Below are 16,212 nucleotides of genomic sequence, written 5' to 3' on the forward strand. Positions count from 1 at the left end.
CATCATGGATCTTTCAAGACACACGCAGTCCGATTTAACCAGAAGGTAGGGGAAGGCCAATGTTTCGGGCTCTCTGAGCCGAAGCGTCCGGCAGGGCTCCGGGACGTCTGGTTTCCCACCCATCCGGCCATCACTAAAATGCGTCAGAGGCTTCACGGGATGGGCATCGCCACCGCCCCTGACCAGATTCCGATACCAAGGTCTCGCGAGCAGATCAGACCTTACCTTGCGGCAAGGTATCCTTTTCTTTTTGACTGGGGTGGAGAGATGACAATGGCCTCCCAATCACACCAGTCCGCCAACGTCAGGGATGCCTATCTCCACGTCACAGGCTGGGCTTTCGAAGATGTCGAAGCGGTCTATCTGTGGGCTTGGGACAATCACCGCCATGGAGGAAGAGGAAAACCGGCTTTCGAACGTTTCTGGATCCGCGATCTCGAGGGCTTCTGCGCTCTCTACCCTGACGATAGCCCGCGTCCATTCCGATCAAACGAGGCTTTCGACAAATTGAGCGACCGCGTGAAGTCCTCGCCATCTCTGCCAATCAATTTGATCCGCTACGTTGCCGAGGATCTGTTCGAACTCGAGCGCGGGATGGATTGCCTTACGGGACTGGATAATGTGCGTGAGACGCAAAAACGAACGCGGCGCCAGAACCGCACTCGCCTCTTCGCATCGGTGAGTCCAATGCTTTTGTCGATCGCCAGAACCCATCCACATATCCTGACTCATGCAGATCACGAACAGCATGCTGACCTGGCAGCGAAGACTTCGGATTCTTTGCCAATCGCAAGTCGCAGCATCGAGCCCGACAAAGAGCGGATAGAAGCTCGCGTCGTCGGCTGGGATGACCTACAGTATATCCTGCATCTTTTCAGCGAGATCGGCCATCGCAAAGTTGCGAACTTTGGATACCATGCTGGCTCCGTTGAGCATGATGCGCTGCGTTCGAAAATCTTCCGCCTTGCCATCAATTTCGTTGCCCATCACGACCCTGGACGTGCGGCGACGCATCTAGCGAAACGGCTCAGCGAAGAGAATCACGGGTATGCTAGCTGTGAAGTCGAACGAAGGAAGGCGAAGGGCTGGTCAGTCTTTGATTGCCCGCCGGACACCGGAACAACAGCGACGGCTGACGCTGGTGGCGAACCGCTAGCAGCGGTGCTCGATCACTATTTCGTCGGCGCATCCTATGTCGAGAGTTTTCGCAGCGACACCAAGCGCCTGTCCAACGAGGGATTGTTCGATCCGGCTCGAAATCCAGCGGTCAAGGCGTTCTTCTTCCCTGATGCGTGGACACAGAGCTCGCCCATACCTGCTCTTCTAGCAGCCCGCGATGACTGGCACGACGAACTGGCTGTCCTCGACCAGCGCTATGTGTTGGAAGATCGAAAGCGGCATATCGAGACATCGGCGATCTTCGCGAGCCGACTAAGCGAATGCATAATCGCGCCTTTCACTCTCCGGGATTTTGGCGTGAAGCTTCCTGATTCGTCGGCGAATCCGCCTGCGGGCAAAAAGCCGCCCTCCAATAAACAGGCGAAATTTCCTGCTTGTATCGAGAGTGGCGCAGAAAAAGCCCAGAAATCTGCGGTTTCTATTCAAAATTCGCGCACCAGACAGCGCTCCAAACTCCTCCTGAATCACGCGTAGGCCCCGCGTAATTGGTGTGCCTCTCGAAAACGGAGGCACACCATGGACACCTTAAATCAGGCTTCACTGGCCTTTGAAGAAGGCCAAAATATCGAAGGCGTTGGCGACACAGATGAGGCTTCAACCTCAGGCCCTGGCGCTCTGGCATCGACAAGCAAATCCACAATTTCGGAAAGAATGGAAGCCGCTGCCGATTACGTATTGGCGCGGGACATCCAGATTGATCCGACGCTTCATGAGCGGAGGGCATACTCCGAAGACGATCTGGCGCAGGCCAAGACAGTAGCCGCGCAGAAGCATCTCATCGCGCCATTCAAAGTCGTCAAACGCGGGAACAGCCTATTCCTGATCGACGGGTTTGTCGCGCTTCAGGCGGTGATCGCGCTTGACCCTGATGCGATGGTCAAGACGGTTGCGGTCGACGAAAATAACGCACTCGCAATTCGGCTCGCCGATACCCGGCATCGCCGCAAACGTGAGCCGATGGTTCCGGCCCGCCAAGCGCTCGCGCGTCATCGGGCAGGCGTGTCGCAGGACGCGATCGCGAAAGAGCTATCTGTCAGTGCCGGAAATGTCTCGCAGATGATTTCGGCAGCAGAAGCCGAAGAGGAATTCGAAGATCTCGCAGACCTGCTGATCGATCGTTCGAAAATTTCCCGCAGTCTCTGGTTCGATCTTTACACGACGCTGGAGCGACTGAAGAAGGTCGATGCGACTGATGCCAACCAAAATTCGCGCCACTGCGATCGGTTCAGGAAGAAAGTCGAAGACCTGATCGCTTCTGATGAGCCGATCAGCGCCGACGAACTCCGCACGAAGCTCGGCATCAACCCCAGGCGTAGCGAGCCCAAGCGGCGCAATCGCGTGCTCGGGACACCGATCAAGCGGCCCGGCCTGAAAGCCAAGATCTGCGTCGACAAGAAGCGCCAGGGTGGGCCGGTGATCAATTTCCCGCCCGGCTATCCCGCCAAAGAATTCGACGCTGCGCTCGACGCGCTTCTCACATTCCTAACGAATCCGGATGCGGCTTCGCCGCCGCGGATCTGACTCGGATTGGGACGGTAGCGATGGATCGGATGCTGGCGAAAGCAGGGTATGATAGACCCCGTCGCGCGCGCACGACGTCGTTGCCGCTCGAGAATGCACATGCAGAAATCGAGTGGCTGACGCCTCCCTCGGAGGATGACCTCGCCCGCCTGTTGCTCGAACTTATTGGCGAGGACGCTCTCAAGGAGATATTTAATGACTAAGGCTTTTGGATATGTGCGCTGTTCTTCGAACTCTCAGAGCGCGGCGGCTTCTATCGCGACTCAGAACGACGCGATTACACGGGCAGCAGCTTCCTGTGGAGTGCATCTGCAGCGTGTGTTCGCCGACATTGGTCCGGCGCACTCCGGCCAGTCCGAGCTCGAGCATCTCGTGAAGACTGCGGAAAGCAGCGGCGTTCGTGCGATCGTAGTCGCGAACAAAACCCGTCTCTCGCGGTCTATTGCGGAACTGCGGAGGCTGGAGGAAAAGTTCAGTGCTGCTGGCATCGAGATTATCAGCTCGGAAGGATAGGATTGGTCTGACGCACGAGATTTTTGCTTGGTCCACAAGCGGATTTTGGTCCTATCTAGGAACGACGGCTGGACATGACGGAGATGCACAGAATGATCGCTGAAAATTCGAGGAAGAAGCGCGCATTCGGATATGTCCGCGTCAGCACGAGCGAGCAAGCGGAGCACAAAACCTCTCTGCGTCAGCAGAAAGTCGACCTGCAGAACTACTGTGACAAGCAGGGCATCGAGCTCATCGAAATCTTCGTTGAACCTGGCCTTTCCGGCTCGGACTGGAAAAGGCCTGAGTTCAACCGGATGATGCTCTTGGCCACGGGTGACGACCATCCGGTGGACTTTGTCGTTGCAGCCGACATGGCGCGCCTCGCACGCGATGTTGAATTGATTGTTACCACCCAAGGGCAACTGAAACGAGCCGGCGTTAAATGTCTGTTTGCCTACCAGACCTTCGAAGAAAGCCATTTTGGCATGCTCCACCAGCTGCTGACCGGTTGGCAGGACCAAGACGCGATTGTGAAGGCGTCAATGAATACTCGCCGGGGTCTCAGGGGCACTGCCGAAGAGGGGTTCTGGCCAGGCGGAACCGTTCCGCTCGGTTACGAATCTCGCACGGTGGAAATCAGAGGGAAGAAAGAAAAGAAGAAACTCTTTATCAACGAGGAAGAGGCGCTGATCGTTCGCAAGATCTTCGACCTCGCAAAGCTCGGTATCGACGGAACTCCGATGGGAGGCCGAGCGATTGCTGAATATCTGAATCAGCACGGCTATACGCGTCGTGGCGGCAAGTTCCACAACTCGAACATCGCGGGCATCCTCTCGCGGCCTCATTATTTGGGAGAGTTTCCGGGTAACAAGTTCGACGAGCGGGGAAATCTTCTGCCGGAAGATGAGTGGACGATGGTCAAGTGTCCTCAACTCATCTCGAAAGAGACATTCGATCACATTGCCGCCCTTCGTGCCACCCGAGCCCCGCGAAACACTGCTCCGCGCATTGTAAACGGTCCCACGCTGCTCATCGGCATAGCCCACTGCGGCATGCCCAATTGTGGTGCAGGAATGACCGTGGCGACCGGGGGGTCCGGCCGATATCGCTATTATAAGTGCAATGAGCGAACGAACCGTGGCGCTTCCTCCTGTCGCTGCCCGAATATGCGCACGGACAAGCTTGATCCGCTGGTCATGGAAAAAGTCGCCGAAAGGGTCTTCGATCAGGCCAACCTCGAAAGTCTCCTCAGCCGCGTTCTCGACACTTCGGACGAGGCCCGCAAATGCAAGCAGATCGAATTGCAACAGTGCGAAGAGAGGATCGTCGAAGCGCGTAAGCGGCTCTCCAATCTACACGATGGGATCGAGATCGGCACGATCTCGGCTCGTGATCCCGACATTGCATTTCGGATCAAGGCGAGAAAGGCAGAAATTGATGGTCTCAACAGCGCCGCGAAAGTGCTGCGCCAGCAACTGGATCGCGGACCAGCCCGGATAACGCCAACTGCTATTCGCAAGTTCGGAGAGATCGTCCGTCAGAACCTAGTCCACGGGGATAGCGACGTGCGGCAGCGCATTGCGCGAGCATTCATCAGCCGCATTCGGATTGGTTCAAACATCGAGATTGAGGGCGAGACAGCAGCGCTCGAACATGGAGTTGCCGCCGTCGCACGGTCGAAGGGTGGATTGCCCACCTTTGACCGGAAATGGTGCCCCTGGCCGGACTCGAACCGGCACTTCCGTGGAAATTCGATTTTGAGTCGAACGCGTCTACCAATTCCGCCACAGGGGCACTGCTGCGGGCGCGGCGGCGTTAGCCGGGGCCGCCCCAACTCGCAAGCGGGTTAGCGCAGCGAGCTCACCAGCAGCTTGTGCAATTTGGAATGCAAACTGTCGTTCGCCGCCAGCACTTGCGCGCTATGGATCGGCTGCGAGCGGCCGCGATAGTCGGAAACGAACCCGCCCGCCTCGCGCACCAGCAGGCATCCCGCGGCGGTATCCCAATCGCTCAGCCCGCTTTCCCAGAACCCGTCGAAGCGGCCCGCCGCGACCCATGCGAGGTCGAGCGACGCCGCGCCATAGCGGCGGATTCCTGCGACTTCCGGCCCGATGGCACCGAAGATGCGGCCCCACTCGCCAAAATCCCCATGGCCCTGAAAGGGGATACCGGTGGCGATCAGCGCATCCGGCAAACGCGCGCGTGCGCTTACCCGCAAGCGACCGTCGTGCAGCCACGCGCCGCGCGATTTCTCGGCCCAGAAGGTCTCGTCGGTGATCGGCTGGTACACGACACCGGCGACGACTTCGCCCCAGCCCCCGCCACCGAGCTTGGGCTCCTGCGCCGCGATGGAGACGGCGAAATGCGGAATGCCGTGAAGGAAATTGCTGGTCCCATCGAGCGGGTCGACGATCCAGCGCGGCTGATCGGGGTCGCCCTCGATCACGCCCGCTTCCTCCATCACGAAGCCCCAGTCGGGCCGCGCCTGACGCAGCTCGTCATAGAGAGTGCGTTCCGCGATGCGGTCCGCCTTCGATACGAAGTCGGCGGGCCCCTTGCGGCTCACCTGAAGGTGCTCGACCTCCCCGAAGTCGCGGCGCAAGCGACCGCCCGCCTTGCGCGCGGCGCGTTCCATGACGCGGATCAATCCTGAAATAGCAGCCATTTTACGTGCGCCTCAGTTGGCTTTCCCAACATAGGTCTGCTCATACACATCGACCACGATGCGCGTCCCGCTCTCGATATGCGGCGGCACCATGATGCGCACGCCGTTGTCGAGGATGGCAGGCTTGTAGCTGGAAGAGGCGGTCTGCCCCTTCACCACCGCGTCCGCTTCGACGATCTCGGCCTCGACCTGCTCGGGCAGCGCGACCGAAATCGGCTTTTCTTCCCACAGCTCCAGCGTCACGGTCATGCCGTCCTGCAGGAACGGGCGGGCGTCGCCGAGCAGATCGGATGGCAGCTGAATCTGCTCGAAGGTTTCCTGATCCATGAAGATCAGGTTGTCGCCGTCCTCGTACAGGAACTGGTATTCCTTCGTATCGAGCCGCACGCGCTCCACGGTGTCGGCGCTGCGGAAGCGGACATTGGTCTTGCGACCGTCCTGCAGGTTCTTCATCTCGACCTGCATGTAGGCACCGCCCTTGCCCGGCTGGGTATGCTGGATCTTGGCCACTTTCCAGATCCCGTTTTCGTATTCGATGATGTTGCCGGGACGGATATCGACGCCACTGATCTTCATGGGAAACTGCCTGCCTGCTGGGGGTCTGTGGCGGCTGTGGGCGCCGCCCTCGAAAGCCCGCCCCCTAGCCCACCGGTCAGGTACGGGCAAGCTTGCCTGTGCTATACAGCCCTAACTATGAGGATTACCAAGATGAGATCGTCAGTTCTTTCCGCCTTCGCGCTGGTTCCGCTCGCTTACGGGCTGATCGCCGCCGCACCGCCGGTCGATGGGCCGGTCGATACCCTGCCGCAGGGGCGCTACCACTGTTCGCTGCCCGGCGATGCAGGCGGGAAAGCGCGTGTCCCCGTACCGGCGCTGGACTTCACGATCGGCAATTCCTCCAGCTACCGTACCGAGGACGGATCGGGCGTATATCTGCTGCGCGGCAAGTCGCTGCAATTCACGCGCGGACCGCTCAAGGGCAAGACGTTCGAACGAACGGGTGAAAACACGGTGACCCTGAGAAATGGGGGCAGCGAAGTGGGCGACGTTCGTTGCGTGCGTTCGAACGCTCGCTAGCTACCGGAGCAGGCGAACCCTCACCCCGCTATTTACCCGACCCCGCGTTCTTCTTCCCGCCAAGCAGAGGGTAGGGATTGAGCGCGTTCGCGGGCTCCCACCACGCCGCATCGGGGGTGGTGCGCAGAAGCGCAAAATGGAGATGGGGCGCATCGGCTGAGGCATTTCCCGAACTGCCCACCGCGCCCAGTCGCTGCCCGCGCCGAACCTGCTGCCCTTCTTTCAATCCCTGGGCGTATTCCTTCAGGTGCGCGTAATAGTAGATCGCCTGTCCATCCGGCGAGCGAACATAGATCGTGTTGCCCCCCGCCTTCGACCGGAACAGCTTCTCGATCCTGCCCGCTGCGGCCGAGACAACCGTGGTGCCTTCGGGGGCCATGATGTCGATCGCTTCGTGCAGTCGGCCCCCGCCCTCACGCTCGTCGGCGAAGGTATCCGTCAGGTCCTCGGGCCGCACGTTCAGAACGGGGATCATCAGATTGCGCTGAGAATCTCCGGGAATTGCGGCCGCCGATTTGTCGTCCAGTCCGCTCGATACGATGTTCGAAGTCGCCTGCCCGCGCTCCGAGGTCAGGCTGTCGGTTTGCACCGCGGGGCTCGGCTGCGCGTCGGACGGGCGGGTGACCTCGCGCTGACCTTCGCCACTCGCCATCTCGATCAGACTGCCGCCCGCCACGATCCACACCGCGCTGGTCAGCGTGGCGGTCACTACTACGGTGAGGATGCGGTCGGCCCACTTCATGTCGGTGACCCTAGCGCGTCACGCCACGAATTCCACTTTCGTCTTTTGATCGACCATCTCGGACAATCGCGCCGCATCCCAGTTCGTCAGGCGAACGCAGCCATGGCTCTGGGCGCGACCGATCGTTTCGGGTTCCGAAGTGCCATGGATGCCGTAATGCTCTTTCGACAGGTCGATCCAGACGACGCCGACCGGGCCGTTCGGCCCCGGCGGCAAGCGATGCTCCGCCTCGTCGTCGGGGACGTCCCAGAACAGCGACGGGTCGAAGGAGAATTTCGGATTGTGCGAGATGCCGTTTATCTTCCAGTCGCCCAGCGGTAGCGGATCGTGGCTGGAACCTGATGTGACGGTGAAGGCGACGCGCAGATTGCCGTCGTCGTCATAGCCTAGCAGCGTATCCTTCGACTTGCTTACAACGATACGCGCGAGATGCGGCTGTTCGCTGCCGACGCCTAGTGAGGTCAGCGTACGCTGCCAGTCGGCATCCTCGATCGCGCCCGGCGCGATGCGATCTGCACCGATATTGGGCACGCGAACCAATTGGCCAGCGCGGAAAACGCTGGATGTCTTTTCGGCTGCGTCCGTGGACGTGGAAGAGGTCGCGGTAGGGGTTGGAGATGGAGACGCGGTTGCGCTGGGACTCACCGAAGGTCCCGCTGCCGCGCCCTTGCTCCCCGCCGGTTGGCCGCCGGGATTCAACGCCTTGAGCGTATCGACCGTGGTATGAAACCGCTCGGCCAGGCGCTCGTCGAGAGAAGTGTAGCCGAGCCGCTGCATCTCGGCTTGAGCGGATGGTTTGTCCGGAATGGGTTGATAGGTCGTATCGCCCCAATTGGCGGGAATGCGGACGACCCGGGTTGCGGGAATGGATTGCCATTGGGACAATGCCTGCCGCGTGGGCTGATCAAGCTTGCCGGTTTCATCCAGCTTGTTTGCCCGCTGGAAAGCATTCAGCGCATTCTCGGTCGACAGGCCCATCTTGCCATCGACCACGCCGGGGCCGAACCCCTGGCGGTCGAGTACAACCTGAGCCTGCATCATGGGGCGCTGTTCGGCGTCGGGAATGTCCGGCACGTCCTGCGACGACTGGTTCGTCCCGTCGTGCGACGCCATGCTGTCGGCGAGATTGTTGCTGGGGGCGGCAGGCGTGGTCGCTGCGCTATCCTGCGCGCCATCATCCCCGTCGGTGCCGTTCATTCCACAAGCTGCCAAGGCGAACAAAGCCGCGATCCCAATCGTTTGACGCATCTAAAACTCCTTCGTGGCATCCAACGCGTATTGCCTGCTTTGGCTCCTAATCGGTGGCGGCTCGCTCCATGGCTTGCGCGAACGCGGCCATCGCGGCCTGTTCGTCTCCGCTCCAGACGGCACCCGAGACGGCCAGGAAATCCGCACCCGCACTTACCAGCGGTCCGCAATTGGCAGGGGTAATACCCCCGATCGCGACGCAGGGGATCTCGAACACCCGGCTCCACCATTCGAGCAGGTCGGGTTCGGGCCGATGCTCGCTAGCCTTGGTCGTGCTGGGAAAAAACGATCCGAACGCGACGTAATCGGCCCCCGCCTCCCCCGCCTCCATCGCCAGATGGCGCGACGCGTGGCATGTGACGCCGATCTGCGCCTCGCGGCCCAGCTCTTCGCGTGCCTCCTTCGGGTCGCCGTCCCCTTGCCCGAGGTGAACTCCGTCCGCGCCCAATCGCTTCGCCAACGCTACGTCGTCGTTGACGATGAACGCGACGTCGCGCTGGGCGCAGATGCCTTGCAGCGGTTCGGCGAGACGAGCGGCTTCGTGCTGATCCACCCCCTTCACCCGGAATTGGAATGCGGTCGCTCGCCCGCCCCCGGCATCGAGAGCACGGGAAAGCCGGTCCGGGAAGGCACCCGAGACGTCGAGCGGGGAAATGAGGTAAAGCTGACAGTCGATCATGGTGACGAATTAGGCGATATGGGACAAAACGCCACCGTTCATCCGACCTATTCGACGACGGCGAAGGTGCCGGCACGAGCCCCCACCAGCGCCTATCGCCTGGTTAATTCGCTACAGCCCTAGCCGACCGAAGCCGCGTAGATTTCGTCGATCGCGGTTTGCAGCGCCGCGTCGAACCGCTGTTCGTCCATATCCTGTCGCAATTCTTCCAGCAGAGCACGGCTGAAACTGGCAATCATGCCGGAATTCTTGGCGAGTTCGGCGCATGCCTCGTCACGTGAATACCCACCCGACAGAGCGACCACCCGTAGCACCTTGGGATGCTCGGTCAGCGGCCTGTACGTATCGGGTTGCGCGGGAATGGTCAGCTTCAGCATGACTTCCCGGCCATCGGGCACGCGGTCCAGCTGGTCGAGCAGCTTGGTCAGAACGAGTGCCTCGGCCTGCTCGCGGCTCTCGCTTTTCAGGCTCACCTCCGGCTCCAGGATCGGGACCAGACCCTGGTCCAGGATCTGCAAGCCGAAATCCATCTGCTGTCGGATATTGTCGCCGATCCCCTTCTCGTCCGCCTCGTGGATGACCGACCGCATCTTCGTGCCGAAGATGCCCAGTTCCTTCGCGCGGGCGCACTGCGCGTCGAGCTCTGGAATGTCCTTCATCAGCTGCACGCCATCCGCCGTGTCGTGCATGCCCTTGTCGACTTTCAGAAACGGCACGATGCCCTTCCCGCGAAGCCGCTCGGGAATGGGCATGCCGTCTTGGTTGCAACCTTCCATCGTGCGATCGAACAGGATTGCCCCGACCACTTTCTCGCCCGTGAAGGACGGACTTTCGACGATCCGGCAGCGCATCTCGTGGATTTTGGCGAACATTTCCTCGTCGTCCGACCATTCGCTGTCATCCACGCCATAGCCGCGCAGGGCCTTGGGCGTGGAGCCTCCCGACTGGTCGAGGGCAGCGATAAACCCCTGCCCCGTCGCCATCTTCTGCCGCATCTCGTCGAAGGTCATCGTCATAAAAAATCCCTGCTGCGCATACGAATGCAGGCGCGGCCTTAGCCGCGCTACCTTTCCCTCGCAACCGCCCGCGTGGACCTGTCGCCAAGCGAGAGCGTAGAGAAGGCGAGGATACGGAAAGGATCGCCATGCTCGATAAAGTTCAGGAGCGGCTTTGCAGCGAAAACAACACCGATTTCAGCGATCTCGCTGCGCTGACGATCAATTGTACGCTAAAGCCGAGCCCGCAGGGGTCGCATACCGCCAAGCTGCTCGGCGTTCCCGAGGCCATCCTTGCGCGGAACGGCGTGTCGCTGGAGCAAGTCCGGCTGGTCGATCATACCATCCCGCCGGGCGTCTATCCCGACATGACCGAGCATGGCTTCGAAACCGACGCATGGCCCGCAATCTGGGAGAAGATCGAGCGGGCCGATATCCTGATCGTCGGTACGCCCATCTGGCTGGGCCAGAAGTCGAGCGTCTGCCAGCGCCTGATCGAGCGCCTGTACGGCCATTCCGGGCAAACGAACGAGAAGGGTCAGTATGTCTTCTACGGCAAGACCGGCGGCTGCATCGTCACTGGCAACGAAGACGGCATCAAGCATGTGGGTATGCATGTGCTCTATTCGCTGCAGCACGTCGGCTACACCATTCCTCCCCAGGCCGACGCCGGATGGATCGGGGAGGCAGGTCCGGGGCAGAGCTACGGCGACCCGAAGCGAGACGGCGAAGGCTATGTCGGTTTCGACAACGATTTTACCCGCCGCAACGCCACCTTCATGACATGGAACCTGATGCACATGGCGCGCATGCTGAAAGATGCAGGGGGTCTGCCATGCCATGGCAACTCGGTCGATTTGTGGAACGACGGCAGGCGGTTCGACGCGCCCAATCCGGAGTATCGCTAGCGTGGATCGCCGATCTTGCGGACGATGCCGTTGAAGCTGAGCGCGGCGGTACCATCCGCAGTCACCATTCCGCGTACGAAAATGGTCTTGCCCCCACCCCGCACCACTTCTCCGGTGGCCTCGACCCACGCACCCTCGGGCACGGGCTCGAGGAAATCGCCCGCCAATTGGAGCGTAACGCCGCGCTGCCCGGCGCGTGCATCGTGGCTGATGGTAAACAGGGCCGCGTCGGCGAAAGTCATCAGGCAGCCGCCATGCATCACGCCGTGCCCGTTCATGTGACGCGCTTCCGCGCGGAAGGCGATGCGTCGACGACCGTCAGCTTCTGCGCGTTCGTAATAGGGGCCGGAATAGCGTTCGAAATCGTCGCTGTCCGACCGTTCCCAGCCTGCGAACTCGCCTTCCGTGATCTGCAGACGCGGCCCGCTCACCCCTTGAGCGCCTCGACGCCGGGCAGCGGCTTACCTTCCATCCATTCGAGGAACGCGCCGCCTGCGGTGGAGACATAGGTGAAGTCGCCTGCGACATCTGCCTGATTGAGCGCCGCAACCGTATCGCCCCCGCCCGCGACGGAAACCAGCGAACCGTCCTGTGTCAGCGCCGCGGCCGTCTTCGCCAAGGTCACCGTCGCTTCGTCGAAAGGAGACGTCTCGAACGCGCCAAGTGGACCGTTCCAGACCAGCGTGCGACAGGTCTTGAGCACATCGGCCAGCGCCTCGACCGCCTGCGGGCCGATATCGAGGATCATCTCTTCGGAGCCGACCTCGTGCACATTGCAGGTGCGGAGCGAAGGCGGATTGGCGGCGAACTCCTTCGCGACCACCACATCGTAGGGAAGATGGACGGTACAGCCCGCGTGGTCGGCCTGGTCCATGATGCGGTTGGCAGTGTCGGTCAGGTCGTGCTCGCACAGCGACTTGCCCACATCGACGCCGCGCGCCGCGAGGAACGTGTTCGCCATACCGCCGCCGATGATCAGGTGCTGTACCCGGCCTACCAGATTCTCCAGCACGGCCAGCTTCGTCGAAACCTTCGCGCCGCCCACGACCGCGGCGACGGGCGGTTCGGGATTGCCGAGCGCCGCATCGAGCGCCTTGAGTTCGGCCTCCATCGCGCGGCCGGCATAGGCCGGCAGGAGATGCGCCAGTCCTTCGGTGCTCGCATGGGCGCGATGTGCGGCGGAGAAGGCATCGTTGACGTAGAAATCGCCGTTCTCCGCGATCCCTTTCGCGAAGTCGGGATCGTTCGCCTCCTCGCCCGGCCAGAAGCGGACATTGTCGAGCAAGCCGATATCGCCGTTGTCGAGGATGCCGATCGACTGTTCGACCACGGGCCCCATGACCTCGGGGATGAACATGATCTCCTTGCCGAGAACTTTCTCCACGTCGCCCTGCACGAAGCTGGTCGACATGGTGGAGGAGCGCTGCCCCTTGGGCCGCCCGAAATGGGCAAGGAGGAGCACCTTGGCGCCCTTCTCCGTCAGTTCGAGGATGGTCGGCTTCGCTGCCTCGACCCGGGTCACGTCGGTCGCGGAGCCGTCCTGCATGGGCAGGTTGAGGTCCACGCGAACCAGCGCGACCTTGCCGGCAACGTCGCCGAGGTCGTCCAGGGTCTTAAAGCTGGTCAATGTCGTCTCTCTCAACGGCAGGATCAGAGCAGGCCCGCCATCACGCCGGCGGTATCGATCATGCGATTGGAGAAGCCCCACTCGTTGTCGTACCAGCTGACGACCCGCGCCATCTTGCCTTCCAGCACCGCGGTCTCCAGCGAATCCACGGTCGAGCTGGCGGGGTAATGGTTGAAATCGGACGATACGAGGGGCTGGTCGGTATAATCGAGAACGCCCTTCATCGCCCCTTCCGAAGCCGATTTGAGCGCATCGTTCAATTCCTCCGCGCTCGTATCGCGTCCCGGCACGAAGGTGAGATCGACGAGTGACACATTCGGTGTGGGCACGCGGACGGAGGAGCCATCGAGCTTGCCGTTGAGTTCGGGCAGGACCAGGCCGACCGCGCGCGCCGCGCCCGTGGTGGTCGGGATGATGTTCTGCGCCCCGCCCCGCGCGCGCCGCATATCCTTGTGCATCTGATCGAGCATGCGCTGGTCGTTGGTATAGGAGTGGATCGTGGTCATGAAACCGCGCTCGATCCCGACCGTGTCGTTGCACACCTTTGCGATCGGAGCGAGGCAGTTGGTCGTGCAGCTCGCGTTGGAAACGATATCGTCCTCGGCGGTCAGCTTGTCCTGATTGACCCCGAAGACGATGGTCTTCGAGACGCCCTTCGCCGGGGCGGAGATCAGGACCTTTTTTGCTCCGGCCTCGATATGGGGGCGCGCCGCCTCGTCGGACTGGAAGAACCCGGTGCATTCCAGGACGATTTCGACACCCATGTCGGCGTGGGGCAATTTGCCTGGCTCGCGCTCGCTCGTGACCGCGATCCGCTTGCCATTGACGACGATCGCGTCGCCATCGACCGAAACGCTGCCGGGGAAGCGACCGTGCGTGCTGTCGTACTGGAACAGCAGAGCGTTGGCCTGCGCATCGGCGAGATCGTTGATCGCGACCAGATCCAGATCGTGGTCGTCACGCTCCAGCAGGGCCCGCGCCACCAGGCGACCGATCCGTCCGAAACCGTTGATTGCAACCTTGGTCGCCATACGAAGAGCTCCTGCTTACTTGCTGATCTTGTTCATGATTTGCGGGACGATTTTGTCCGCGGTGAAACCGAAACGGTCGAACAGGTCTTCCGCCGGAGCCGACGCGCCGAAACGGTCGAGCCCGATGGTCAGACCGTCCTGACCAACATAGCGCTCCCACCCCAGCGTGCTCCCCGCCTCGATCGAGACCTTCAGGGCGTCGGCGGGCAACAACTCGGCGCGGTAGCTGGCATCCTGCGCCTCGAATAGCTCCATGCAAGGCATCGAGACGACATCCGCGCCCACGCCTTCGCTCTCGAGCCGCTTGGCGCATTCCATCGCCAGCGCAACCTCCGAGCCGGTCGCCACGATCACCACTTTCCGCTCGGCCTGGGCGGCATGCAGTCGATACGCGCCCTTTGCCGACAGCATTTCGCCTTCATGCCGCAGTTGCGGCAGGCCTTGGCGGGTGAGGCAAAGTGCGGAGGGCGTTCCCTTGTGCTGCAACGCGAGCTGCCAACACTCCGCTGTCTCGATGATATCCGCAGGGCGGAACACGTTGAGGTTCGGGATCAGGCGCAGGCTCATCACCTGCTCTACCGGCTGGTGAGTCGGTCCATCCTCCCCCAGCCCGATGCTGTCGTGCGTCAGCACGAAGATAGAGCGCGCCAGCTGTAGCGCGGCGAGCCGGATCGCGTTGCGCGCATAGTCGCTGAAGATCAGGAAGGTGCCGCCATAGGGGATCACCCCGCCATGCAGCGCCATACCGTTGATCGCGGCGGCCATGCCGAATTCGCGAATGCCGTAATAGACGTAGCGTCCGGCGTAATTGTTCTTCGTGAACGGCTCGGTCGAGGCGGTCTTGGTGTTGTTCGACCCCGTCAAGTCCGCCGATCCGCCGATGAGGTCGGGGATCGCGGCGGTAAGCACCGACAGCACCATTTCCGACGCCTTGCGGGTCGCGACCTTCTGATCGCCGGAGAGCCAGCTTGCGAACTCATCCGCGATGCCCTTCCCTTCCGGAAGGTCGCCCGCCATTCGCCGCTCGAACTCGGCCCGATTGGGACTGGCGGCGAGCCGATCGTCCCAGTCGGCATGTTCGGTTGCACGCGTTTTCGCGCCTTCGCGCCAGTCCGAAAGAATATCGGCGGGCACTTCGAAAGCAGGATGGTTCCAGCCCAGCGTCTCGCGCGCCGCTGCAACTTCGTCGTCACCCAGGGGCGAGCCGTGGGTCGCGCTGGTGCCCTGCTTGTTCGGCGCGCCCTTGCCGATCACCGTGCGACAGCGCACCAGTACCGGCCTATCCGCCAGCGTCGCTTCGCCCAGCGCGCGGCGGATATCGCCGAAATCGTGACCTTCGCATTCCAGCGTCGTCCACCCGGCGGCGCGGTAGCGCGCGGGGATATCCTCGCAGGTCGACAGATCGGTGGACCCATCGATAGTGATATTGTTGTCGTCCCACAGCACGACGAGCCGGTTCAGCTGGAGATTGCCGGCCAGCCCGATCGCCTCGTGGTTGATGCCCTCCATCAGGCAACCATCGCCAGCGACAACCCAGGTGCGGTGATCGACCAGCTCGTTGCCGAATACGGCGTTCAGATGCCGTTCCGCCATCGCCATGCCCACCGCCATCGCCAGGCCCTGGCCCAGCGGACCGGTGGTGCATTCGACGCCGTCGAGCAGAAAGTTCTCGGGATGGCCCGCACACGGGCCCCCGAGCTGGCGGAAGTTGCGGATGTCGTCGATCGTCGGATGGGCGTAGCCGGACAGGTGAAGCAGGCTGTAGATCAGCATCGAACCGTGGCCGGCGGACAGCACGAAACGATCGCGATCGGCCCAGTGGGTGTCCTCAGGGTCGTGCTTCAGGAACTCGGTCCACAGCAGCGTCGCCACGTCCGCCATGCCCATCGGCATGCCGGGGTGACCGGAATTGGCGGCCTGCACCGCATCCATGGACAGCGCTCGCACTGCGTTGGCCATCTGTTGGAGGCGGGCTGGTTCGTAATTCATGGCGAGGGTATCGTCTCCTTCGCAAACACGCTGCGAATATCGCGCGATTCGTCGGC

General features: G+C 61.7%; 15 protein-coding genes, 1 tRNA gene and 1 pseudogene. 6 read left to right on the forward strand and 11 right to left on the reverse strand.

Annotated features, from left to right (window positions below; translation table 11 throughout):
• Window positions 1-159: 159 nt before the first annotated feature.
• From MKP08_RS11595 to MKP08_RS14440, 4 genes and pseudogenes are all read left to right on the forward strand, one after another.
• Window positions 160-1,653 (forward strand): hypothetical protein, encoded by a 1,494-nt coding sequence (locus MKP08_RS11595; protein ID WP_241553957.1) that lies wholly within the window; start codon window positions 160-162, stop codon window positions 1,651-1,653.
• A 42-nt stretch (window positions 1,654-1,695) separates the two neighbouring features.
• Window positions 1,696-2,700 carry a hypothetical protein gene (locus MKP08_RS11600; RefSeq protein WP_241553958.1) on the forward strand — a complete coding sequence of 335 codons (1,005 nt, stop codon included), beginning with the start codon at window positions 1,696-1,698 and terminating at the stop codon, window positions 2,698-2,700.
• A gap of 195 nt (window positions 2,701-2,895) precedes the next feature.
• Window positions 2,896-3,213, forward strand: coding sequence for a recombinase family protein (locus MKP08_RS14435; protein WP_373418089.1), 318 nt, complete (start codon window positions 2,896-2,898; stop codon window positions 3,211-3,213).
• A 92-nt stretch (window positions 3,214-3,305) separates the two neighbouring features.
• Window positions 3,306-4,343 (forward strand): annotated as a pseudogene (locus tag MKP08_RS14440) (recombinase family protein); the annotation flags it as partial.
• 561 nt (window positions 4,344-4,904) lie between these two features.
• Here MKP08_RS14440 and MKP08_RS11615 read toward each other — a convergent pair.
• The 3 genes from MKP08_RS11615 to efp form a co-directional block, all read right to left on the reverse strand.
• Window positions 4,905-4,989: transfer RNA gene (locus MKP08_RS11615), tRNA-Leu, on the reverse strand.
• Window positions 4,990-5,041: 52 nt separating this feature from the next.
• Window positions 5,042-5,860, reverse strand: a complete 819-nt coding sequence (locus MKP08_RS11620) for an inositol monophosphatase family protein (RefSeq protein ID WP_241553961.1) — start codon at window positions 5,858-5,860, stop codon at window positions 5,042-5,044.
• Between the two features lie 12 nt (window positions 5,861-5,872).
• Complete coding sequence (efp, locus tag MKP08_RS11625) at window positions 5,873-6,436, reverse strand: elongation factor P (protein WP_241553962.1); 564 nt, start codon at window positions 6,434-6,436, stop codon at window positions 5,873-5,875.
• Between the two features lie 132 nt (window positions 6,437-6,568).
• Here efp and MKP08_RS11630 point away from each other — a divergent pair, with 132 nt between their 5' ends.
• Window positions 6,569-6,937 (forward strand): hypothetical protein, encoded by a 369-nt coding sequence (locus tag MKP08_RS11630; protein ID WP_241553963.1) that lies wholly within the window; start codon window positions 6,569-6,571, stop codon window positions 6,935-6,937.
• Between the two features lie 28 nt (window positions 6,938-6,965).
• On the opposite strand, the gene MKP08_RS11635 is transcribed toward MKP08_RS11630, so the two are convergent.
• From MKP08_RS11635 to MKP08_RS11650, 4 genes are all read right to left on the reverse strand, one after another.
• Complete coding sequence (locus MKP08_RS11635) at window positions 6,966-7,679, reverse strand: M23 family metallopeptidase (protein WP_241553964.1); 714 nt, start codon at window positions 7,677-7,679, stop codon at window positions 6,966-6,968.
• A gap of 18 nt (window positions 7,680-7,697) precedes the next feature.
• Window positions 7,698-8,927, reverse strand: coding sequence for a L,D-transpeptidase family protein (locus MKP08_RS11640; RefSeq protein ID WP_241553965.1), 1,230 nt, complete (start codon window positions 8,925-8,927; stop codon window positions 7,698-7,700).
• Window positions 8,928-8,973: 46 nt separating this feature from the next.
• Window positions 8,974-9,606, reverse strand: a complete 633-nt coding sequence (thiE, locus tag MKP08_RS11645) for a thiamine phosphate synthase (protein ID WP_241553966.1) — start codon at window positions 9,604-9,606, stop codon at window positions 8,974-8,976.
• 119 nt (window positions 9,607-9,725) lie between these two features.
• Entirely contained in the window at window positions 9,726-10,616 is an 891-nt protein-coding gene (locus MKP08_RS11650) for a fructose bisphosphate aldolase (protein ID WP_241555596.1), read from the reverse strand.
• Between the two features lie 134 nt (window positions 10,617-10,750).
• Between MKP08_RS11650 and MKP08_RS11655 the strand changes: the two genes are divergently transcribed.
• Window positions 10,751-11,509 (forward strand): flavodoxin family protein, encoded by a 759-nt coding sequence (locus MKP08_RS11655; protein ID WP_241553967.1) that lies wholly within the window; start codon window positions 10,751-10,753, stop codon window positions 11,507-11,509.
• Here MKP08_RS11655 and MKP08_RS11660 read toward each other — a convergent pair.
• From MKP08_RS11660 to tkt, 4 genes are read right to left on the reverse strand one after another with little or no spacing between them, the layout of a single operon-like run.
• Window positions 11,506-11,940 (reverse strand): PaaI family thioesterase, encoded by a 435-nt coding sequence (locus tag MKP08_RS11660; RefSeq protein WP_241553968.1) that lies wholly within the window; start codon window positions 11,938-11,940, stop codon window positions 11,506-11,508. The genes MKP08_RS11655 and MKP08_RS11660 overlap by 4 nt on opposite strands.
• The gene (gene pgk, locus MKP08_RS11665; protein WP_241553969.1) at window positions 11,937-13,136 is read right to left on the reverse strand and encodes a phosphoglycerate kinase; all 1,200 of its coding nucleotides are present in this window, start codon (window positions 13,134-13,136) and stop codon (window positions 11,937-11,939) included. Before pgk ends, MKP08_RS11660 begins: the two co-directional genes overlap by 4 nt.
• A 23-nt stretch (window positions 13,137-13,159) precedes the next feature.
• Entirely contained in the window at window positions 13,160-14,167 is a 1,008-nt protein-coding gene (gene gap, locus MKP08_RS11670) for a type I glyceraldehyde-3-phosphate dehydrogenase (protein ID WP_241553970.1), read from the reverse strand.
• A gap of 15 nt (window positions 14,168-14,182) precedes the next feature.
• Window positions 14,183-16,156, reverse strand: a complete 1,974-nt coding sequence (tkt, locus tag MKP08_RS11675) for a transketolase (protein WP_241553971.1) — start codon at window positions 16,154-16,156, stop codon at window positions 14,183-14,185.
• Between the last annotated feature and the right edge of the window lie 56 nt (window positions 16,157-16,212).

The sequence above is a fragment of the Erythrobacter sp. LQ02-29 genome (assembly GCF_022576075.2).
Taxonomy (GTDB): Bacteria; Pseudomonadota; Alphaproteobacteria; order Sphingomonadales; family Sphingomonadaceae; genus Alteriqipengyuania.